This is a genomic window from Calothrix sp. CBUCES-K 9914, from assembly GCF_059640475.1.
Window position 1 is genome coordinate 1 of sequence record NZ_JBXXZH010000216.1, and the last position, 16,168, is coordinate 16,168.

At 36.9% G+C, this 16,168-nt stretch carries 16 protein-coding genes; 8 read left to right on the plus strand and 8 right to left on the minus strand.

Annotated elements, in window-relative coordinates; all coding sequences use genetic code 11:
• On the minus strand, window positions 1-1,251 hold a 1,251-nt coding region (locus tag AC2JBO_RS33635; protein WP_496957984.1), incomplete at its 3' end, for a HAMP domain-containing protein.
• Window positions 1,248-1,928 carry a response regulator transcription factor gene (locus tag AC2JBO_RS33640; protein ID WP_496957985.1) on the minus strand — a complete coding sequence of 227 codons (681 nt, stop codon included), beginning with the start codon at window positions 1,926-1,928 and terminating at the stop codon, window positions 1,248-1,250. The genes AC2JBO_RS33635 and AC2JBO_RS33640, both read right to left, overlap by 4 nt.
• Window positions 1,929-2,410: 482 nt before the next feature.
• Here AC2JBO_RS33640 and AC2JBO_RS33645 point away from each other — a divergent pair, with 482 nt between their 5' ends.
• The 6 genes from AC2JBO_RS33645 (at window position 2,411) to AC2JBO_RS33670 (ending at window position 11,658) form a co-directional block, all read left to right on the plus strand.
• On the plus strand, window positions 2,411-6,223 hold the full coding sequence (locus AC2JBO_RS33645) for an AAA domain-containing protein (RefSeq protein WP_496957986.1): 3,813 nt from the start codon (window positions 2,411-2,413) through the stop codon (window positions 6,221-6,223).
• 107 nt (window positions 6,224-6,330) lie between these two features.
• On the plus strand, window positions 6,331-6,924 hold the full coding sequence (locus AC2JBO_RS33650) for a Crp/Fnr family transcriptional regulator (protein WP_496957987.1): 594 nt from the start codon (window positions 6,331-6,333) through the stop codon (window positions 6,922-6,924).
• 80 nt (window positions 6,925-7,004) lie between these two features.
• Window positions 7,005-8,942 carry an MFS transporter gene (locus tag AC2JBO_RS33655; protein WP_496957988.1) on the plus strand — a complete coding sequence of 646 codons (1,938 nt, stop codon included), beginning with the start codon at window positions 7,005-7,007 and terminating at the stop codon, window positions 8,940-8,942.
• A 393-nt stretch (window positions 8,943-9,335) separates the two neighbouring features.
• A complete protein-coding gene (locus AC2JBO_RS33660; RefSeq protein ID WP_496957989.1) occupies window positions 9,336-10,196 on the plus strand; it encodes an SMP-30/gluconolactonase/LRE family protein in 861 nt (286 codons plus the stop codon).
• Between the two features lie 146 nt (window positions 10,197-10,342).
• Window positions 10,343-10,846: a hypothetical protein gene (locus AC2JBO_RS33665; protein ID WP_496957990.1), complete on the plus strand. Its 504-nt coding sequence runs from the start codon at window positions 10,343-10,345 to the stop codon at window positions 10,844-10,846.
• Between the two features lie 74 nt (window positions 10,847-10,920).
• On the plus strand, window positions 10,921-11,658 hold the full coding sequence (locus AC2JBO_RS33670; protein ID WP_496957991.1) for an intradiol ring-cleavage dioxygenase: 738 nt from the start codon (window positions 10,921-10,923) through the stop codon (window positions 11,656-11,658).
• A 479-nt stretch (window positions 11,659-12,137) separates the two neighbouring features.
• Here AC2JBO_RS33670 and AC2JBO_RS33675 read toward each other — a convergent pair whose 3' ends face one another.
• The 6 genes from AC2JBO_RS33675 to AC2JBO_RS33700 all read right to left on the minus strand — a co-directional run bounded on the left by AC2JBO_RS33675 (window position 12,138) and on the right by AC2JBO_RS33700 (window position 14,644).
• A complete protein-coding gene (locus tag AC2JBO_RS33675; protein ID WP_496957992.1) occupies window positions 12,138-12,428 on the minus strand; it encodes a YciI family protein in 291 nt (96 codons plus the stop codon).
• A 17-nt stretch (window positions 12,429-12,445) separates the two neighbouring features.
• Window positions 12,446-13,453: a zinc-dependent alcohol dehydrogenase family protein gene (locus tag AC2JBO_RS33680; protein ID WP_496957993.1), complete on the minus strand. Its 1,008-nt coding sequence runs from the start codon at window positions 13,451-13,453 to the stop codon at window positions 12,446-12,448.
• Between the two features lie 2 nt (window positions 13,454-13,455).
• On the minus strand, window positions 13,456-13,851 hold the full coding sequence (locus tag AC2JBO_RS33685) for a SnoaL-like domain-containing protein (protein ID WP_496957994.1): 396 nt from the start codon (window positions 13,849-13,851) through the stop codon (window positions 13,456-13,458).
• 12 nt (window positions 13,852-13,863) lie between these two features.
• Window positions 13,864-14,100 (minus strand): AraC family transcriptional regulator, encoded by a 237-nt coding sequence (locus AC2JBO_RS33690; RefSeq protein ID WP_496957995.1) that lies wholly within the window; start codon window positions 14,098-14,100, stop codon window positions 13,864-13,866.
• Window positions 14,069-14,353 (minus strand): hypothetical protein, encoded by a 285-nt coding sequence (locus tag AC2JBO_RS33695; protein WP_496957996.1) that lies wholly within the window; start codon window positions 14,351-14,353, stop codon window positions 14,069-14,071. Before AC2JBO_RS33695 ends, AC2JBO_RS33690 begins: the two co-directional genes overlap by 32 nt.
• 123 nt (window positions 14,354-14,476) lie before the next feature.
• Window positions 14,477-14,644, minus strand: a complete 168-nt coding sequence (locus AC2JBO_RS33700) for a hypothetical protein (protein WP_496957997.1) — start codon at window positions 14,642-14,644, stop codon at window positions 14,477-14,479.
• A gap of 107 nt (window positions 14,645-14,751) precedes the next feature.
• On the opposite strand from AC2JBO_RS33700, the gene AC2JBO_RS33705 reads away from it, so the two are divergent.
• Together AC2JBO_RS33705 and AC2JBO_RS33710 are read left to right on the plus strand one after the other, a co-directional pair.
• Window positions 14,752-15,033 (plus strand): hypothetical protein, encoded by a 282-nt coding sequence (locus AC2JBO_RS33705; protein WP_496957998.1) that lies wholly within the window; start codon window positions 14,752-14,754, stop codon window positions 15,031-15,033.
• 141 nt (window positions 15,034-15,174) lie between these two features.
• Entirely contained in the window at window positions 15,175-15,846 is a 672-nt protein-coding gene (locus AC2JBO_RS33710) for a hypothetical protein (protein ID WP_496957999.1), read from the plus strand.
• Window positions 15,847-16,168: the final 322 nt, after the last annotated feature.

Below are 16,168 nucleotides of genomic sequence, written 5' to 3' on the forward strand. Positions count from 1 at the left end.
AGCGTTAGTAATTGTGACGTGGAGAGTAGTTTGATTTTGATAAGCGTCAATATTTATCCAACCGTTGGGAATATTATATTTAATAGCATTACTTAAGAGGTTTTGTAAAACTTGATTCAAAAGGTCGCGGTCGCCTTTTACTTGTAGTCCATTACTTATATTAGTATGTACGCTTAAGTGCGGCGCCAATAGTTCTATATCTTCTACCATCTCAGTTAATAACTCAGACATATTCACTTCTACTTTTATCAAGTTCATTTGTCCAGCATCAGCTAGAGATAGTAGTAAAAGTTTCCGCATAATACTACTCAGGCGCCGTACTTCATCTAATAAATTGCTTAAACGCTGCTGTACAACAGAACCTGGTTCAACTTGTTGCAGCGTTCTTTCGAGTTCGCCTTGTAAAATAGTTAATGGGGTTTTTAATTCGTGAGCAGCATCACCACTAAAACGCGATGCTTGTGTAAAACTGCGTTCTAAACGTTCGAGCATTTGGTTAAACACTTGAATTAGCTCGACAAATTCAACATCGGTTGTACCAACAGGAATTCGTTTATCTAATCCTTTAACGGTAACATTTTGAATAACGCTTGTTAATTGTCGAATGGGACGTAAAGCACTACCAGAAAGTAACCAGGCGCCAACTGCTACTAAAAAAAGCACTGCGGGAATTGAAATAATAAATATATTGCGAATAGTAATCATTTCTTGATTAACAGCTTCTAAACTAACCGCAACCGCAATCTGAACATCAGGAGATTTTATGGCGCCAATTCGCCAAGCCTGTTTTTCAGTATATTCTGTAACAAATTTAGGTGGACGTATACGTGGTGGAGTCCTGAGTGCTGAGTGCTGAGTTCTGAGTTGGTGTGGAGGTTTTGGTGGGGGTGGTGGTAGAGGCACCGACTTAAGATAGTCAAGTAGTAAATTATTTAAACTGGTATGTGATTTTGATTGATATAGTGTATTGCCATTTGCATCCAACACTAGTAACGCAACCGGAATAGTTGTAGTTGTTGAAAAATTATCGCTCAATATGCTTTCGTTGACTTGCCATCGGTCTTGATTTTGTGGTTCTCGCCTTGGTGGGCCAGTCGCGCGCATCAACTGATTGAAAAGTTCTGCATCAAGCTTACCAATTCGAGCGTTATAAATCTGAAACCAACAAAGGGCGCCAAACCCGACTAATGCACTACCAGCAAGTGCCGCAGATAATAGTGCAACTCTTAATCTAAACGAAGGTAATTTCATTTTTGTTCTGGTTGACGAAACCGATATCCAACCCCGCGAATACTTTCAATGCAACCTATTTCATCAAGAGGGTCAATTTTTTTGCGAATTCGTTGGATACAAACATCCACTACATTTGTATTCGGGTTAAAGTCATAGCCCCAAACATGTTCTAAAATTTGGGTACGAGTAAATACCCTTCCCGGAGAGCGCATTAAATATTCTAAAAGATTAAACTCGCGACTAGTAAGTTCTATTGCCCGTTGATAACAAGTACACGAGCGTGTAATACGGTCGAGTTTAATAGCTCCCACACCAAGTACATTTTGACGCTCACCCACACTTCGACGTACAACAGCATGAATTCGAGCTGCTAACTCTTCTACAAAAAACGGCTTTGCAATATAATCATCGGCGCCTAAATTCAACCCTTCCAGACGGTCATCTAATTCGTTACGAGCCGTTAACAATATTACAGGAGTGTTACGACCCTGGCGCCGAAGTTGTTTGAGAATCGATAATCCATCTTTTCCCGGAAGCATAATATCAAGTACAATTGCGTCGTACTGATTATCCAACGCGCGTAGATAACCATCATCACCATTATCACAGTAATCCACGACAAAACCTTGCTCCTTCAACCCCGATGTGACGAAGTTCGCAATTTTTGCTTCATCTTCGACAAACAGAACGTTCATCAGCTTACGAATTTACATACAGTTCTATTATAGATTCGCCATGCTTCGGCTCAAATTACAAATTTGTAATTCCATTGCTATTTATTTTTTAGAATGTGGGATATAAAAAGAGTTGACTGCTGGTTGACCAGTGTAATTGGCGCCTTTGCTTTGGTAAAGACGCGTTCACGGAGTGTCCCGCAGGGATTAAATAGCGTCTCTACGTGATATTACGCTTGAAAATCAGCTAATACTGTAAAAAAATAAGAGTTGACATAGACATACCAGTCATAAATCCTGTGTAAAAATGTGAAACTTTATATCCCCGACTTCCTGTTATGGAGTCGGGTATCTGGGCACCGCAGGTTTTACTTGAGATATAGGACTGCTATACCAAAAAACTAAACTTCTGCCTGATATCGGCTAAAAATATTCTTTGTTTTTTATACATAGGTATTCATCAGGGCTTTTCTACAGGCGTAAAGCCTTAATTTATAATAGATATGAAAGAAATTTATAAGCACGAACAAGAACAAAGCGAAGTCAGTAAACGACTGAAATACTGGCAAGTTTACTTAAATTTACTTCAAAAATTTCTTAAGCAAAAGCATTTTCAAATACCTTTTATTGCTTCTAAAAGAGACCCAAATAATTCGGCGTGCTTATATCTTACTCTTGCTACAGTTATTTCGGCAGAAATCATAAAAACTATTAATCAGTGGGGCCAAGGTTCGGAAATAAGCTTATATACAATCAAAACATTAAAAGCACATGAGATTATACCTATTGTTCCTAGCAATATCTCATTCCAAAAACTTTATCAACAGTATCAAGAAAGCAATCGTTTTTTCTGGGTAACTGACGATAGCGGCGCCGTTCGAGGTTATCTATCACCTAAAATCATAGAGAATCAATCTAAATTGCAAACGTCAGAAAAAAGTATTATAGAACTAATGCAAGAGATAAATTTTGCAGATTTCAATAAAATATCTGTAAAATTTGAATCATTTAATCAACAAACACGTATACTCAAAGTCTCATTAAATCAAGAATATATAGACTTAATTCCTGCCAATGGATTGATTGCTAATTCTACAATCGGAGAATTACATCAAATTCGACTCCAAATTGATGCACTGGAGCGTTTGAGAAAAGGTGGCGGTAATTCGCCTATATTAGACAAATTTATTTACGGTAGCAATGAAGAGCTAGAGCTTTCACCCATACCCAGTGTTGAAGCCATACCTATAGAAAAATGTTTAAATAAAATATTTAACGGCTCTCAAATCCAAGCAATAAGTGCTGCAATAGCTTCACCAGACTTGTTTTGTATACAAGGACCACCAGGAACAGGAAAATCAACAGTTATTTTAGAGCTTTGCTATCAATTTATTCTCCAAGGCAAACGAGTGCTTGTGTGTTGCCAGTCTCATTTACCGATAGATAATATATTATCAGGATTACCAAATCATCCAGATATACGCATTATTAGACTAGGTGATAGCAAAAAGGTTAGTGAAAAAGCTCAAGATTTGGTTGGTAAAAACGCAGTCAAAAGATACCTAAAATTGGCAGCAGAAAAATCTTCTCATACTTTGGTAGAACTGGAGAAAAATGCTCGCCTAGTAGACTTATTTATTATAGACTGGGAAAAAATTTCTCAATGGGCACACTGGCAGCAAGAAAAAAGCAGATTATTAGCTGATGCCAAAAATATAAAAATAGAGCTTGACAAGGGTACAGAAAATTTACATAATTTGAAACAGACGAATTTATATATTGATAAGATTCAGAAATTACTCCAAGAACTTATTCAGTTACCAAATTATCAAGTTATTTCTGAATACAGTAACGAATTATGGCAGCCATTAACTAAAATTACTATTAGTAAATCTGACAATATTTGGACTCAGAGAGACGTGAGACTTTTGGAATTGGCAACTTATCTTCAGCAGCAACTCTCAAATATCAAACCAGGTGGCAAGGTTTTCCAGCTTCAAGAGAATTGTGAGTCTTTGCGTTCCAAAATTGCAACAACTATTTTTAGACTACAGGATTCTATAGATGTCAAGAAAGATATTAAAGATTCTTTTAAAAAAGTATCTTTAGAGAGGGAAAATCAGGATTATATTGCAGATAGGCTCAAACATATACTTGACTACGGAATTACCAGTGACTCAAAAGCTGTTTCTTTAAGTTCTACTTATAAAAATACATATAATAGATTGAGTGAATTCAAAAACTTGATTACACTCAAAAAATATTTTGTTATTAAACGCAATAAGTTTATAAAACTTTTCTTGGATGCTTTGAAAATTTTGAGGCACCACCAAATATTTGTTCAGTTAATTCGTTTATGGTCAGATGCAGAAATAAATCTACTACCAGAAGCAATTAATCAATACGAATATATATATGATAAATTAGTCAATCTTAAAATACTAGCTTCATTACCTATTGTAGGGCGCCTTTATAAGAAAGCTCTACATCGTGCCGAAGTACAATTAAAAAACTCTATTGAAAATATATCGGACGAAAGCCGTTTTTTTCACACTCAAAAATCTCCTCTTGCAAAAAAAATATATGAAGAGTATAAATCAGCATTAAAAGAAGCAGAAGTTAAAGTTGATAAAATTTTTCATCGATATGATCAAGAAAGAAAGAAATTAAAAGTAGAAGAAGATCATTACAACCTCTTAATAGAAGAAAATGCACAATCTATATTAGATGACGCAAAAGCTTATCGACAATTATTTAATGAGACGTTTGCAAATGATAGCGAAAGACCATTGATAACAATTGATGAATCTCTGAATATTGAAAATCTAACTCAGATTAGTAAAAGTCTTCAATCAATGGCTGATAATATCAAAGATTATATTAACTCTTTTGAAAATAAGACTATTCTACCTTTCAAAGATTTATTAGTAGCTATGTACAATTCAAACCTATCCTTACCGAATAAATACATAGATGAGGAACAGTCACTTTTAAATAAAGTTAACTCATTAAACCAAGAATACAATCAAATAATTAATGATGTCAAAACAAATGATGACAAATATGAATTAGGTCATCAGCGATGGAAAGAGCTACAACTTCAAAAAAATATACCACAGGCACTTGATAAACCTGTTCCAGATTATGAGATGTTGAATATGGAAAGAGACTATTGGTTAAAATTAGAATCCGTAGGTGGTGAGGCAGGGGCTAGACAACTAAAAACTAAACTTCAAATCGAAAAAGATTCGATAGCTCGAAATAAAACGGGTAAAATAGAAATTACTGATGAACAATATGAACTTTATTTACAACAGACTAATCTTGTCGGCGCCACTTGTATACACACAGGCAGAAAAGATTTTTTAGAATATTTCCCAGAATTTGATGTTGTAATTATTGATGAAGTATCTAAAGCTACAGCAACCGAACTATTAGTAGCTTGTCTACTAGGTAAAAAAATTATTTTAGTAGGAGACCATAAACAACTACCGCCTGTATTTGGAGAAGAATCCTGTTTGACTGAAGCTGCTAATGCTCTAGGCATCGAGGTCGAGGAGCTACGAAAAAAATTATCTACATCTATATTTAAAGAGCGGTATGAGTATTTAGATGAGATTAAAGCTTTCCGAACCTTTATGCTAACACAGCAATACCGTATGCACTCTCAAATTATGGAGGCAATTAACCCATTTTATCAAGGTCAATTAACTATGGGTTCCAAAGATCAAGACAACAAGCGTGTGCATAGAATCAAGATTCAGAAGTGGTTATCTCAAGGACAACATCTAGTTTGGGCAGATTTACCTGTTGATAAGAGTGAATGGCATCATCAGCAAGTTGGAACAGGTCGGCAGAACTTACAAGAAGCAGAATTTATAACTTTATTCCTTGAGAAAATAGCGAAAAATTTAGAAACAAATAAAAAAGCGCCTAAAAAAACAGAAATAGGTATAACCTCTGTATATAAAGCTCAAACTAACCTGATTAAAAGTTTGGTGGAGCAAAAAAAGATTAAATTACCCGAAAACGTCACACTTACCATTGGAACAGTTGATGAATTTCAAGGTCTCGAAAAAGATATTATGTTTGTCAGCCTTGTCTTAAATGAACCGAATGTACTGCCAAGCGAGTTTTTAAGAACACCAGAGCGCGTTAATGTGGCGATGAGTCGAGCTAGAAATTTACTTATCATAACTGGTTCATCTCATAACTACACAGAATTGGAGAGTGAATCTAGTTTAATGTATAAGCATATATTAGACACTGCTAAAAAGCATAAAGGATATTTGAAAGCAGATGAACTCATGGGTTGAAACAAACAATAACAAACAGGCGCCCCTTAAACGGTTACAATTATCCTATCTCCTGGGAAATATATTAAATTGATTATTAAAGTTTCCCTCATCTCACAACTTATTTCATGTATACCTCTGCTTATGCCCAACTCAGTAACTTTTTGCAAGCCATTACAGAAATACCTGAGAATGAACTCCAGAAATTAACCAATACTTTCTACCCGTTTAGCTTAACTGCGGGTGAATTTTTGATTCGCGCGGGTGAAATTACTACAAAAATTGGATTTGTTGCTTCAGGTCTGTTACGTCTTTATTATGTTAATAATGCAGGTGTAGAATTTACAAAATCCTTCTGCCCAGAAAATGACTTTGTTGCTGCTTACAGTGCGTTGCTGTTAAATCAACCAGCTCAGTTTAACATTGAAGCGTTAGAAGATTCATTATTGTTAGTTGCTGATTATAAAAGCTATCAACAACTTTGTCAAGAGCATCATTGCTGGCAAACAATCCAGCATCGATTTATAGAAGCATTGTTTATCAAAAAAGAAAGACGCGAAGGAGAATTACTTTTAGACGATGCAACAACTCGATACAAAAAGTTTTTAATCGAGTACCCCGAATTAGAAAATCGAGTCAAGCAATATCATATTGCTTCGTACCTTGGTATTTCTCCTGTGTCACTAAGTCGTATTCGTAAAGCACTTAAACCAAATGAATAGAAAAATTAACATATGTTAATGACTTATATATAGCTTCAGAATACAACAGATTGAGAAAACATAATTAATCTCAATCTACTATGGTCAACAAAACATCACATACTAACACATTAAGTCTTTTTACCTTATACGGAGGATTCCTCTCATTTTTAGGCTTTGGTGTACTCAACCCACTAATGCCAAGCTTAGTAGAACCTTATGCTGGCACCGCTTGGGACGTTGGATTATTATATGCGAGTTTTTCTCTAGCGCAATTTTTAACACTTCCTGCAATAGGAGTATTGAGCGACGTTTACGGACGACGTTCAATAATGCTCTTAAGTTTATTAGGCGCCAGTGTTGGATATTCTATTTTTGCTATTGGTGGTAATTTAAGTATATTATTTGCTGGATGGATAATTGTTGGTTTAACGGATGGTACTGCTAGCACGGTATTTGCATCAATTGCCGATACCACAGAAAAACAGCAACGTACCCGTGCTTTTTCATGGGTTAGCGGTGCTATCGCTTTTGGTTTAATTATTGGCCCGATTCTAAGTGGAGTATTATCGCGCGTAAATCTTACTACACCTGTTTATATTGTTGCGCTTGCTTTTGGTATTGCTTTGGTATGGGGATACTTCGCGATGGTAGAAACTTTACCCCAATCTAAACGAACATCTTTACCAAGCTTGCTTCAACTCAACCCATTTACTCAGTTACAGGCAAGTTTAGCATTACCACATTTACGTTGGTTAATGTTAAGTTTTCTTATTGTCAACATGGCAATGTTCGCGCTTATTTCTAACTTACCAGCGTTAGCTTCGGAGCTATTTAATTGGAAACCAGAACGTATTGCACCACTATTTGCCCTATTTGGCATAGTTAGCGTTATCTCTCAAATAATCATAATTCCTTGGCTGTTACCAAAACTGGGCGAAGTGAGCATGACGTTTTTCGGCGCCAGCTTAATGGTCATCGCGTTTATATCATATAGTATTTTCCCCATCACAGGTTTACCTCTGTTTCTTTACACAGCAAGCTTAATAGTGGGAGTTGGGCAACCTCTCGCAGAGACTTCTTTGGTAGGTTTAATATCAAGAAGCACAAGTTCTGAAGTTCAGGGACGCATTAACAGCAGTATTCAAACAGTACAAGCATTAGCCAGAATTATTGCTCCTTTAATGGCAGGTTGGCTATATCAAAACATTAACCCACAGACACCTTACTTATTTAGCGCTGGTTTGATAATTATTGCCGCTTTTGCCGTCAAATTAGCAATTCCAGATACAAAGTTAAGCTTCGAGACAAAAGTGCAAACAAGTAATAACGTCGTTTTAATAACTGGAGGTTCATCAGGAATAGGTTTAGCGCTAGCAAAAAAATTTCTTCAAGAAAATAATAAAGTTATCATCACTGGAAGAAATCAGGAAAAATTAGCCGAAGTGAAACAAGTATTTCCTGATCTACTTACAGAAGTTGCTGACATGACCAATTTAGAAGGATTACAGCGCTTAGTTAACAAATATCCAGACGTGAATATTTTGATTAATAATGCGGGTATTCAATATAATTATGACTTTACAGACACAGAAATAACAGCAGAGCAAATTGATATAGAATTACGCACAAACTTAGTTGCTCCGTTACAATTAATTAAACTAACATTGCCGCATTTATTAACAAAACCCAACGCAGCAATTATTAATGTCTCCTCTGGTTTAGGGATTGTACCAAAACAAAGTGCCCCAGTTTACTGTAGCAGCAAAGCTGGACTTCATATAGCAACAAAAGCATTACGATGGCAGCTAGAGACAACACCAATTGAAGTTTACGAAATTGTGGCGCCATTAGTTGACACACCAATGACCGAAGGACGAGGTCAAGGCAAAATATCTACTAACGCTTTAGTCGAAGAATTTTGGCGTAATTTTACACAATCACACTATGAAATGCGAATAGGTAAAGTTAAACTGCTATTTTTCCTTCAACGTTGGCTACCTCAACTCGCAGAGAAAATATTGCGTCCCGGTCTGTAGGGTGGGCACTGCCCACCAAAATATTGTGCAAAAGCTCAAAAAACCATAATGCTAATCAAGCAATACCATATGCACTCACAAATTATGTCAGGAGTTAACCCGTTTTATGGAAATAAACTAATTATTGGCTATTCAATGCAAGACAGCAAACGCAGCGCCAATTCCAAATAAGCTGCATCGTAATAAGCTGCTAAACCTTCCTGGCACCCTAGTACCAAAGTTGCACCTAATGCATTGGCGTTTGTAGACGGAGCGCAACTTCATTGTTTCCACATTTACTTTGATACAATATCCTAATGGAAAACTTGAGCTTTAGTTGGGTTCCGTTTCTCCACCCAACCTACAATTAAATTATAATGTCTCAGTGATGTTAATGAGCGTTACGTAATACTCGTGCTGAAAAATATTCTCGAAGTCAGGGCACGTTTAGGGGAAGGACCTTGTTGGAACCAATCGGAGCAACTGTTGTACTGGGTTGATATCTACAACCATCGTGTACACCAGTATAATCCGGCTACTGGCGCCAACAAACATTTTGATGTGGGTGAAGTGGTAGGTTGTATTGCACCAGCAGGGACTAATCGTCTCATTATGGCTCAACGTAACCGACTAGCTTTTTTGGATACTCTTCACGGTCAAGTTACGCCAATTATAGATATAGAACATAATCATCATGACATGCGCTCCAATGATGGTAAGTGTGATGCAGCAGGACGTTTTTGGTTTGGTTCAATGAATCCTTCTGAACCAAACGGTCGTTTGTACCGTTATGACCCCGATGGTTCCTTACACACACTACTAACCGGACTGACAATATCTAATGGCTTAGGATGGAGTCCTGACGAAAAGACATTTTATATCACTGATTCGCCCCTCAAAACTATCTACGCCTTTGATTTTGATGCGAAAAGTGGCGATATTAGTAACCGTCGAGTATTTATTGATTTAACAGCTGAATCCTTTGTCCCAGATGGTTTGACAGTAGATCGCTCAGGTTGCATCTGGTCGGCAATGTGGGACGGTTGGTGTATTATCAGGTTTGACCCCTCTGGCAAAGAGATGATGCGAGTAATGATGCCAGTCGCGCGTCCGACTTGCTGCACTTTTGGCAATGAAGACATGACGACGCTTTACATTACAACAGCATCAGTAGGTTTAAGTGAGACAGAAATTCAAAATAGCTTTTATTCTGGCGATTTATTTACTCTAGCCACAAATACTTCAGGATTCCCCTCTCATCATTTTGGCGGATAGCGTTCTCTCCGTAATTAAACCCATTAATCAAACCCATGTACTAGATTAAATTACAAAACTGTAATTTAAAAAAATGGCAAACTGTAATTTTGGGTAGGTTGAATAATAAATGTAAGCAACCTAGTAAACAATCCATCCCAAGATAGATGAATATTCGTAAAGTTAAATTTTTAGCTGTAACCGCAATTCCCGTTCTAGTTGGTTTTATTTCACTCAACCAAGCAAACGCTAAACCTATAAATCAAATCGCACAAGCACAACAACCACCTAACGAACGACCAGAGGGACAGCACAAACGACCCAGAATTGATTTTGCGGCAGCTGCAACTAAATTAGGAGTAACCGAAGCACAATTAAAAGAAGCGTTGGGAGTACCCGCAAATCCTCCAAACCCTTCCGACAGAAACGGGCGCCCACCACGTCCTGATTTTAAAGCCGCAGCAGCAAAACTCGGCGTAACCGAAACACAATTAAAAGATGCTTTAGGAGTACCAGCAAATCCTCCAAACCCTTCCGACAGAAATGGGCGCCCACCACGTCCTGATTTTAAAGCCGCAGCAGCAAAACTCGGCGTAACAGAACAAAAACTAATAGATGCACTTGGAATTCCACCTCATCCCCCAGGTGAAGCTCCAAAAAAAGCAAAATAACTCAAATATCTACCAAAAACCTCTTATTCCCCCCTTATTAAGGGGGGTTAGGGGGGATCAAACTCACAAAACACATGAAAAATCTACTAACTCGAAGACAAACACTATCTTTACTTAGCGCAGCCGGAACAGCAATACTAGTAATAGGATGCACAAGTAGAAAATCTAGCTCCGCGCAGGCACAATATACTTCAAAACCTAAACTTACCTCACTTGCATGTGTAGTAAGTCCGGAGCAAACCGAAGGACCATACTTCGTAGACGAAAAGCTCAACCGTTCCGATATTCGCACCGACCCAACAGACGGTACAGTCAAAGAAGGCGTACCACTGCAATTAAAACTAAAAATTTCCCAAGTTAGCAGCAACGGATGCATACCCTTAGAAAATGCAATTGTAGACATTTGGCATTGTGACGCAATAGGGGTTTATTCAGACGTACAAGACCGAAGCTTTAATACCGTTGGCAAAAAGTACCTACGCGGTTATCAAACAACAGACGCAAACGGAACAGTTAATTTTACAACCATTTATCCTGGTTGGTATCCAGGCAGAACTGTGCATATACACGTTAAAGTTCGCACACAGCCAACATCAGGACAAGCTTACGAATTTACATCACAGCTATATTTTGATGACTCAATTTCTGACCAAGTATATACAAAGGCGCCTTATGTTAGCAAAGGACAGCGCACAGCAAACAACGCTCAAGACGGAATATTTAATGATGGTGGCGCCCAAATGTTACTCAAGCTTACTCCTACTGAAAATGGCTATGCAGCAACTTTAGATATTGGAGTTCAAATGGCGTAATTGAATATTATTTAAAGTTAAAATTTATGCGCCTATTAATACTCATATAACGCCCATAACGCCCGCAGGCTAGAAGCCTGGGGCTATTATACAAAGCCTGCCTACGCAGGCTAATAACAATACTAAAAATACTCAAAAAAAAATTGGTAGAAAAAAGAGCATTATAAGCTCCCCGATTTTATCAAAAAGCCAGCAATTAGTTTGAAGCTGGCTCGTTGATTGTTGACTTCCTGCACTTCCAACTACTTTTAAACCATAAGCGCGCGCTATTTGTACTGCGGCACTTCCAACTGCACCACTGGCGCCATGTACAAATACAGTTTCTCCAGGTTTAGCTTTAGCAAGATTGAACAGCGCGTAATAAGCTGTAGGATAATTGATGTTTTATTTTATTTAAAATAGGATATATTCTTGTGGGGCAGGCATCTTGCCTGTCCGTGAATATGTAGGACAGGCGGGACGCCTATCCTACGGTCGGTTTATTTTGCGAACAATGATTCTGTACCTGTGTAAGGTTTTAATGGTGTAATATCAGTTTGTAAAACACCTTCTTGTACCATTGATAATTGAGATACCATCTTGGTAACAGCTTCCAAGCTAGGCGCCTCCCAAAGTAAAACGGCGCCACTCATATCAGCTATATAATAGGTATTACGAACTGCATCGGCTGCATAATATTCCCAAACTTTTGCTGCTTCTGGTTTAACCAAGGGTAATACCTTCTCCATTGGAACACCTGGAATAACTTTAGCAATAACTAAAAACTGCATAATATTCTCCAACAAATCTAAAATTTAATAACAACTTTACCAAAGTGGGCGCCGCTTTGTAGATGACGATAAGCTTCGGGAGCATCATAAAATGGAAAAACTTTATCGATAACAGGACGTATTTGATGTAATGTAATAGCTTTATTCATGGCTTCAAACATTTCTCGACTACCTACATAAATTCCTTGTACATCAATACTTTTTAAAAGGATATTAGTATGGTTTACATTTCCACCTTTCCCCGCTAAAACACCAATCAAACTCACGCGACCACCAACACGAACAGAGCGTAATGATTTATCTAATGTTCCAGCACCACCAACTTCAACAACTTGGTCTACACCCTCTTGCTGAGTAAGTTCGCGAACTTGCTCGTGCCAGTTTGGATAAGTTTTGTAATTAATAGTTTCTGCGGCGCCCATTTGTTTGGCGCGTTCTAATTTTTCGTCGCTACTCGATGTAATAATAATTTTGGCACCAGTAATGCGGGCAAATTGTAATGCAAAAATAGAAACACCACCCGTACCTAATAACAGTACAGTTTCTCCTGCTGCTAACCCACCTCTAGTTACTAAAGCTTGCCATGCAGTAACAGCAGCACAAGGAAGAGTGGCGCCATCTTCATAAGAAAAATGCTCTGGTAATATAACCACTCCATCTTGATTTAGGACAACATACTCAGTTAACATTCCATCAATAGAACCACCTAAAGCTGATAGAATTTTTTGCCTAGTTAATTTACCCGCAACCCAGTCTTGAAAAAAACAACCTGCAACTCTATCACCAACTTTAACGCGCGTAACACTTTCACCTACCGCTACTACCTCACCAGCACCATCAGATAATGGAATTAATGGTAGTTTTTGATTGGGATAGGCGCCTGCAACTACAGCAGTGTCTCGATAATTAAGCGAAGTTGCTTGAACTTTGATTAAAACTTGCCCAAAACCGGGTGATGGTTCTGGAATTTCCACTAGCTTTAAGCCATCAATACCTGAAGCGTCTTGAATTTGGTAAGCTTTCATACCTAATGTATTTGGTTAATTTCTTTGGCAAGTCCTTGATAACTACTTGGGTCATAAAAATAGCGTTCATGGACAATTCTTCCATTGTTCCATGTTTGCATCCCTAATTCCTCAATATGGATGCGATATCCATCCTGAGTTGTAACTTCGATGTGCATTTCCACTACAGATTTATCTCCATCTACCAAAACTGACCCTATTTGGAAATTATGTACTTCCTTGATGTTCGCGTTCATGCGCTTTTGACGTTCGATACTTAGTGCGCGTCCAACACGTGGCGCCTCTAAGTTCTCCTGCACTACAACGTTTTCATCGTAAAAACGTTCGTATATTTCCTCAACGGGTGGGTTTGTTTTGAAAAAGTCTAATAATTCTTGGACGCGCGCGCGAAGTTCCATTTTTTTGTTCTCCTAATTTTGATCCCCCCCAACCCCCTGGTGGGGTGTAATTCCTAAAGACTGTTTAAACAAGCGGCTAAAATAAAACTGACTCATTCCTACCTGTTGCGCTAATTCTTCTAACCCAAGACTATTATTAAGGTTTGCTCTAATATAATCTAAAACGTGGTTAAGCTTGTGACGTGGTAAACCATCCGCATAAGTCGCAATTTGTACCTTACGAACCCCGAATAAATAAATTATTATCACCAACTAAATTTCGCTGTGTTTGCCCATCAATAGATTGATTAATAGGAGTCTTTGATGTCACCATCGTTACCAAATTCATATTATGACGGTGTTCACCAGTATCATGGGTAGGTTGACGCTGTATTTCAAAATGCCAGTTCTTACAAGTAATTTGCTGAATAGCAGGTTTTGGCAGCACCAAATTAGATGCTTCTGGTGACGAATGATAATCTATTACCGGAACTGCCGCTACGGGTGTCGTTTCTGGCGCCATCAGATATATTATCGTAGAGTGCTTTAAAGAGAGTAAGGCGCCGACACACGTAAACGCAACAATTCCAACGTAGGGTGCGTGACGCCATGAAAGAATTTCAACGTAGTAATAAGACTTGTAGCGTCACGCACCGAATCTCAATTGCTGATCTTTCAAACGTTGAGTAAGTAGACAATCCTCAAAGCTAAACGCTTCAGAGTCTAAAAAGCTCGATATTGCCATTTCGATTGTAGCTTCCAGTGAGCATCCAAGTTCAGTAGACTTTTTCAAAAGTGCAGCTTTTTGTATCATTTTTTCCTCCTGCCAAATTCAGTTAACCACTTCAAGTTTCAGAGAGTTATAATATTGTAAATGTTTTTAGATATTTGGAACAGAGTGTAATTAAAAGAAGGATAAAAATGTTTAGCATACCTGAATTTTGTAATAAACAAGCTCTTAATAAGCCTTTGATTGTATTAGAAATGAGAATAGCTGAAATTACAAATCAGATATATATTAAATTAATGATAGATGAAAAACAACATTTATTTACAGTTAAAATGCATGAAATAGGAATTGCTCTGCCCAGCGGATTAGAAAACATAATAACTATAAATATTGACAGATGCCGTGCTTTTGCAAAACTTGTTGAGAATTTCCGTGAAGGTAAAAAAATAAAGTTTCCTGTAAAAATAGATTAATCTATAATTGACGTTAGACACAGCTCGGTTATATTGTTACTAAGTTACAGCAATTTTCATCAAGTTATATAAGTTTGGACAATTCTATAAGTTTCCTTTATATTATATAATTTTATACACTTTTAATAAATTGTAGAGCTAATGATTTTTACTCTTTCCCCCTTTAATATCAATATTTTATTATGGATTGTTGATAATTTAATAAGCCTAATGTTTTGGAGTAAAAAAATAGATATAGAGTTAGGCTTACCTGATAAGCTAAAAGAAATTTGTTTTGAAAATTATCAACAAGTCAGGGGACGTGTATTAGCTTTCAAAATAAGTATTCTTTTTGACCAAAAGGCACAACTGGTATTAACAGCAAGCGATATAAACGTACTTCACCTTGAAGTGTATCTTGAATATTTAAAAAAAATCATTATAGATAAAGTGGGTAACAGATTAACGTGCTTTGATATCCGAGATAATGAAGTTATTATGGAAAAAGTTTTTTCCTTCTTTTTTTTCAAGTTTAAAAAGCATGTTTACATTCAAAAAGCGATTAACTTTACTTTGCGAGATGGGAAAGTTTATGAATCTCACCGATTAATAAGTACTTTTAATAAAGTGGTTTATGGCTCTAATTACAAACCTGTAGAAGACTATGTTTCTTCAAACATTATTGATTTTATTCTCGGCTTTGAAAGAGAAGATATATTTGCTCCCAAATTATTGGAGTCAAAAAGAGTAAAAAATCGTAAAGAAGCAGATGTAACAGTAAGAAAATTAAAGTCGATTAGAGTAAGGGATAACAAATTAATATTAGAATCCTAACTAGATAGCGTTACCCAAGAAGTAGTTAATATTTTTCTTTTAATTATTATGCTTTAAAAATCATGATTTTTTATACATTTTTTGAGAAAATATACAAATAATAATGACAATATGTAACCAAGTTAATATTAAATAAAATCTTGATATTCTTAATCGAAAAAGCTTGGTACAGTCGAACAAATATAATGGTACAGTCAAAAACTGCTCAGGGAGCAGTGCGATTTTGTTAAGTGCCGAAAATTAGGGATATAAATCGCCCATTTCGGGGTACTTTTAGCGCAAAAATCATGTTTTTATTGATAATTAGACGATTTAATTGAGA

What these genes read in the sequence shown, in the direction of transcription:
- AC2JBO_RS33670 (WP_496957991.1), top strand. Translation starts at nt 10,921, where the DNA reads ATGAAAAATCTACTAACTCGAAGACAAACACTATCTTTACTTAGCGCA.
- AC2JBO_RS33675 (WP_496957992.1), bottom strand. Translation starts at nt 12,428, where the DNA reads ATGCAGTTTTTAGTTATTGCTAAAGTTATTCCAGGTGTTCCAATGGAG.
- AC2JBO_RS33685 (WP_496957994.1), bottom strand. Translation starts at nt 13,851, where the DNA reads ATGGAACTTCGCGCGCGCGTCCAAGAATTATTAGACTTTTTCAAAACA.
- AC2JBO_RS33680 (WP_496957993.1), bottom strand. Translation starts at nt 13,453, where the DNA reads ATGAAAGCTTACCAAATTCAAGACGCTTCAGGTATTGATGGCTTAAAG.
- AC2JBO_RS33695 (WP_496957996.1), bottom strand. Translation starts at nt 14,353, where the DNA reads ATGGCGCCAGAAACGACACCCGTAGCGGCAGTTCCGGTAATAGATTAT.
- AC2JBO_RS33710 (WP_496957999.1), top strand. Translation starts at nt 15,175, where the DNA reads ATGATTTTTACTCTTTCCCCCTTTAATATCAATATTTTATTATGGATT.
- AC2JBO_RS33700 (WP_496957997.1), bottom strand. Translation starts at nt 14,644, where the DNA reads ATGATACAAAAAGCTGCACTTTTGAAAAAGTCTACTGAACTTGGATGC.
- AC2JBO_RS33655 (WP_496957988.1), top strand. Translation starts at nt 7,005, where the DNA reads ATGGTCAACAAAACATCACATACTAACACATTAAGTCTTTTTACCTTA.
- AC2JBO_RS33650 (WP_496957987.1), top strand. Translation starts at nt 6,331, where the DNA reads ATGTATACCTCTGCTTATGCCCAACTCAGTAACTTTTTGCAAGCCATT.
- AC2JBO_RS33705 (WP_496957998.1), top strand. Translation starts at nt 14,752, where the DNA reads ATGTTTAGCATACCTGAATTTTGTAATAAACAAGCTCTTAATAAGCCT.
- AC2JBO_RS33645 (WP_496957986.1), top strand. Translation starts at nt 2,411, where the DNA reads ATGAAAGAAATTTATAAGCACGAACAAGAACAAAGCGAAGTCAGTAAA.
- AC2JBO_RS33665 (WP_496957990.1), top strand. Translation starts at nt 10,343, where the DNA reads ATGAATATTCGTAAAGTTAAATTTTTAGCTGTAACCGCAATTCCCGTT.
- AC2JBO_RS33640 (WP_496957985.1), bottom strand. Translation starts at nt 1,928, where the DNA reads ATGAACGTTCTGTTTGTCGAAGATGAAGCAAAAATTGCGAACTTCGTC.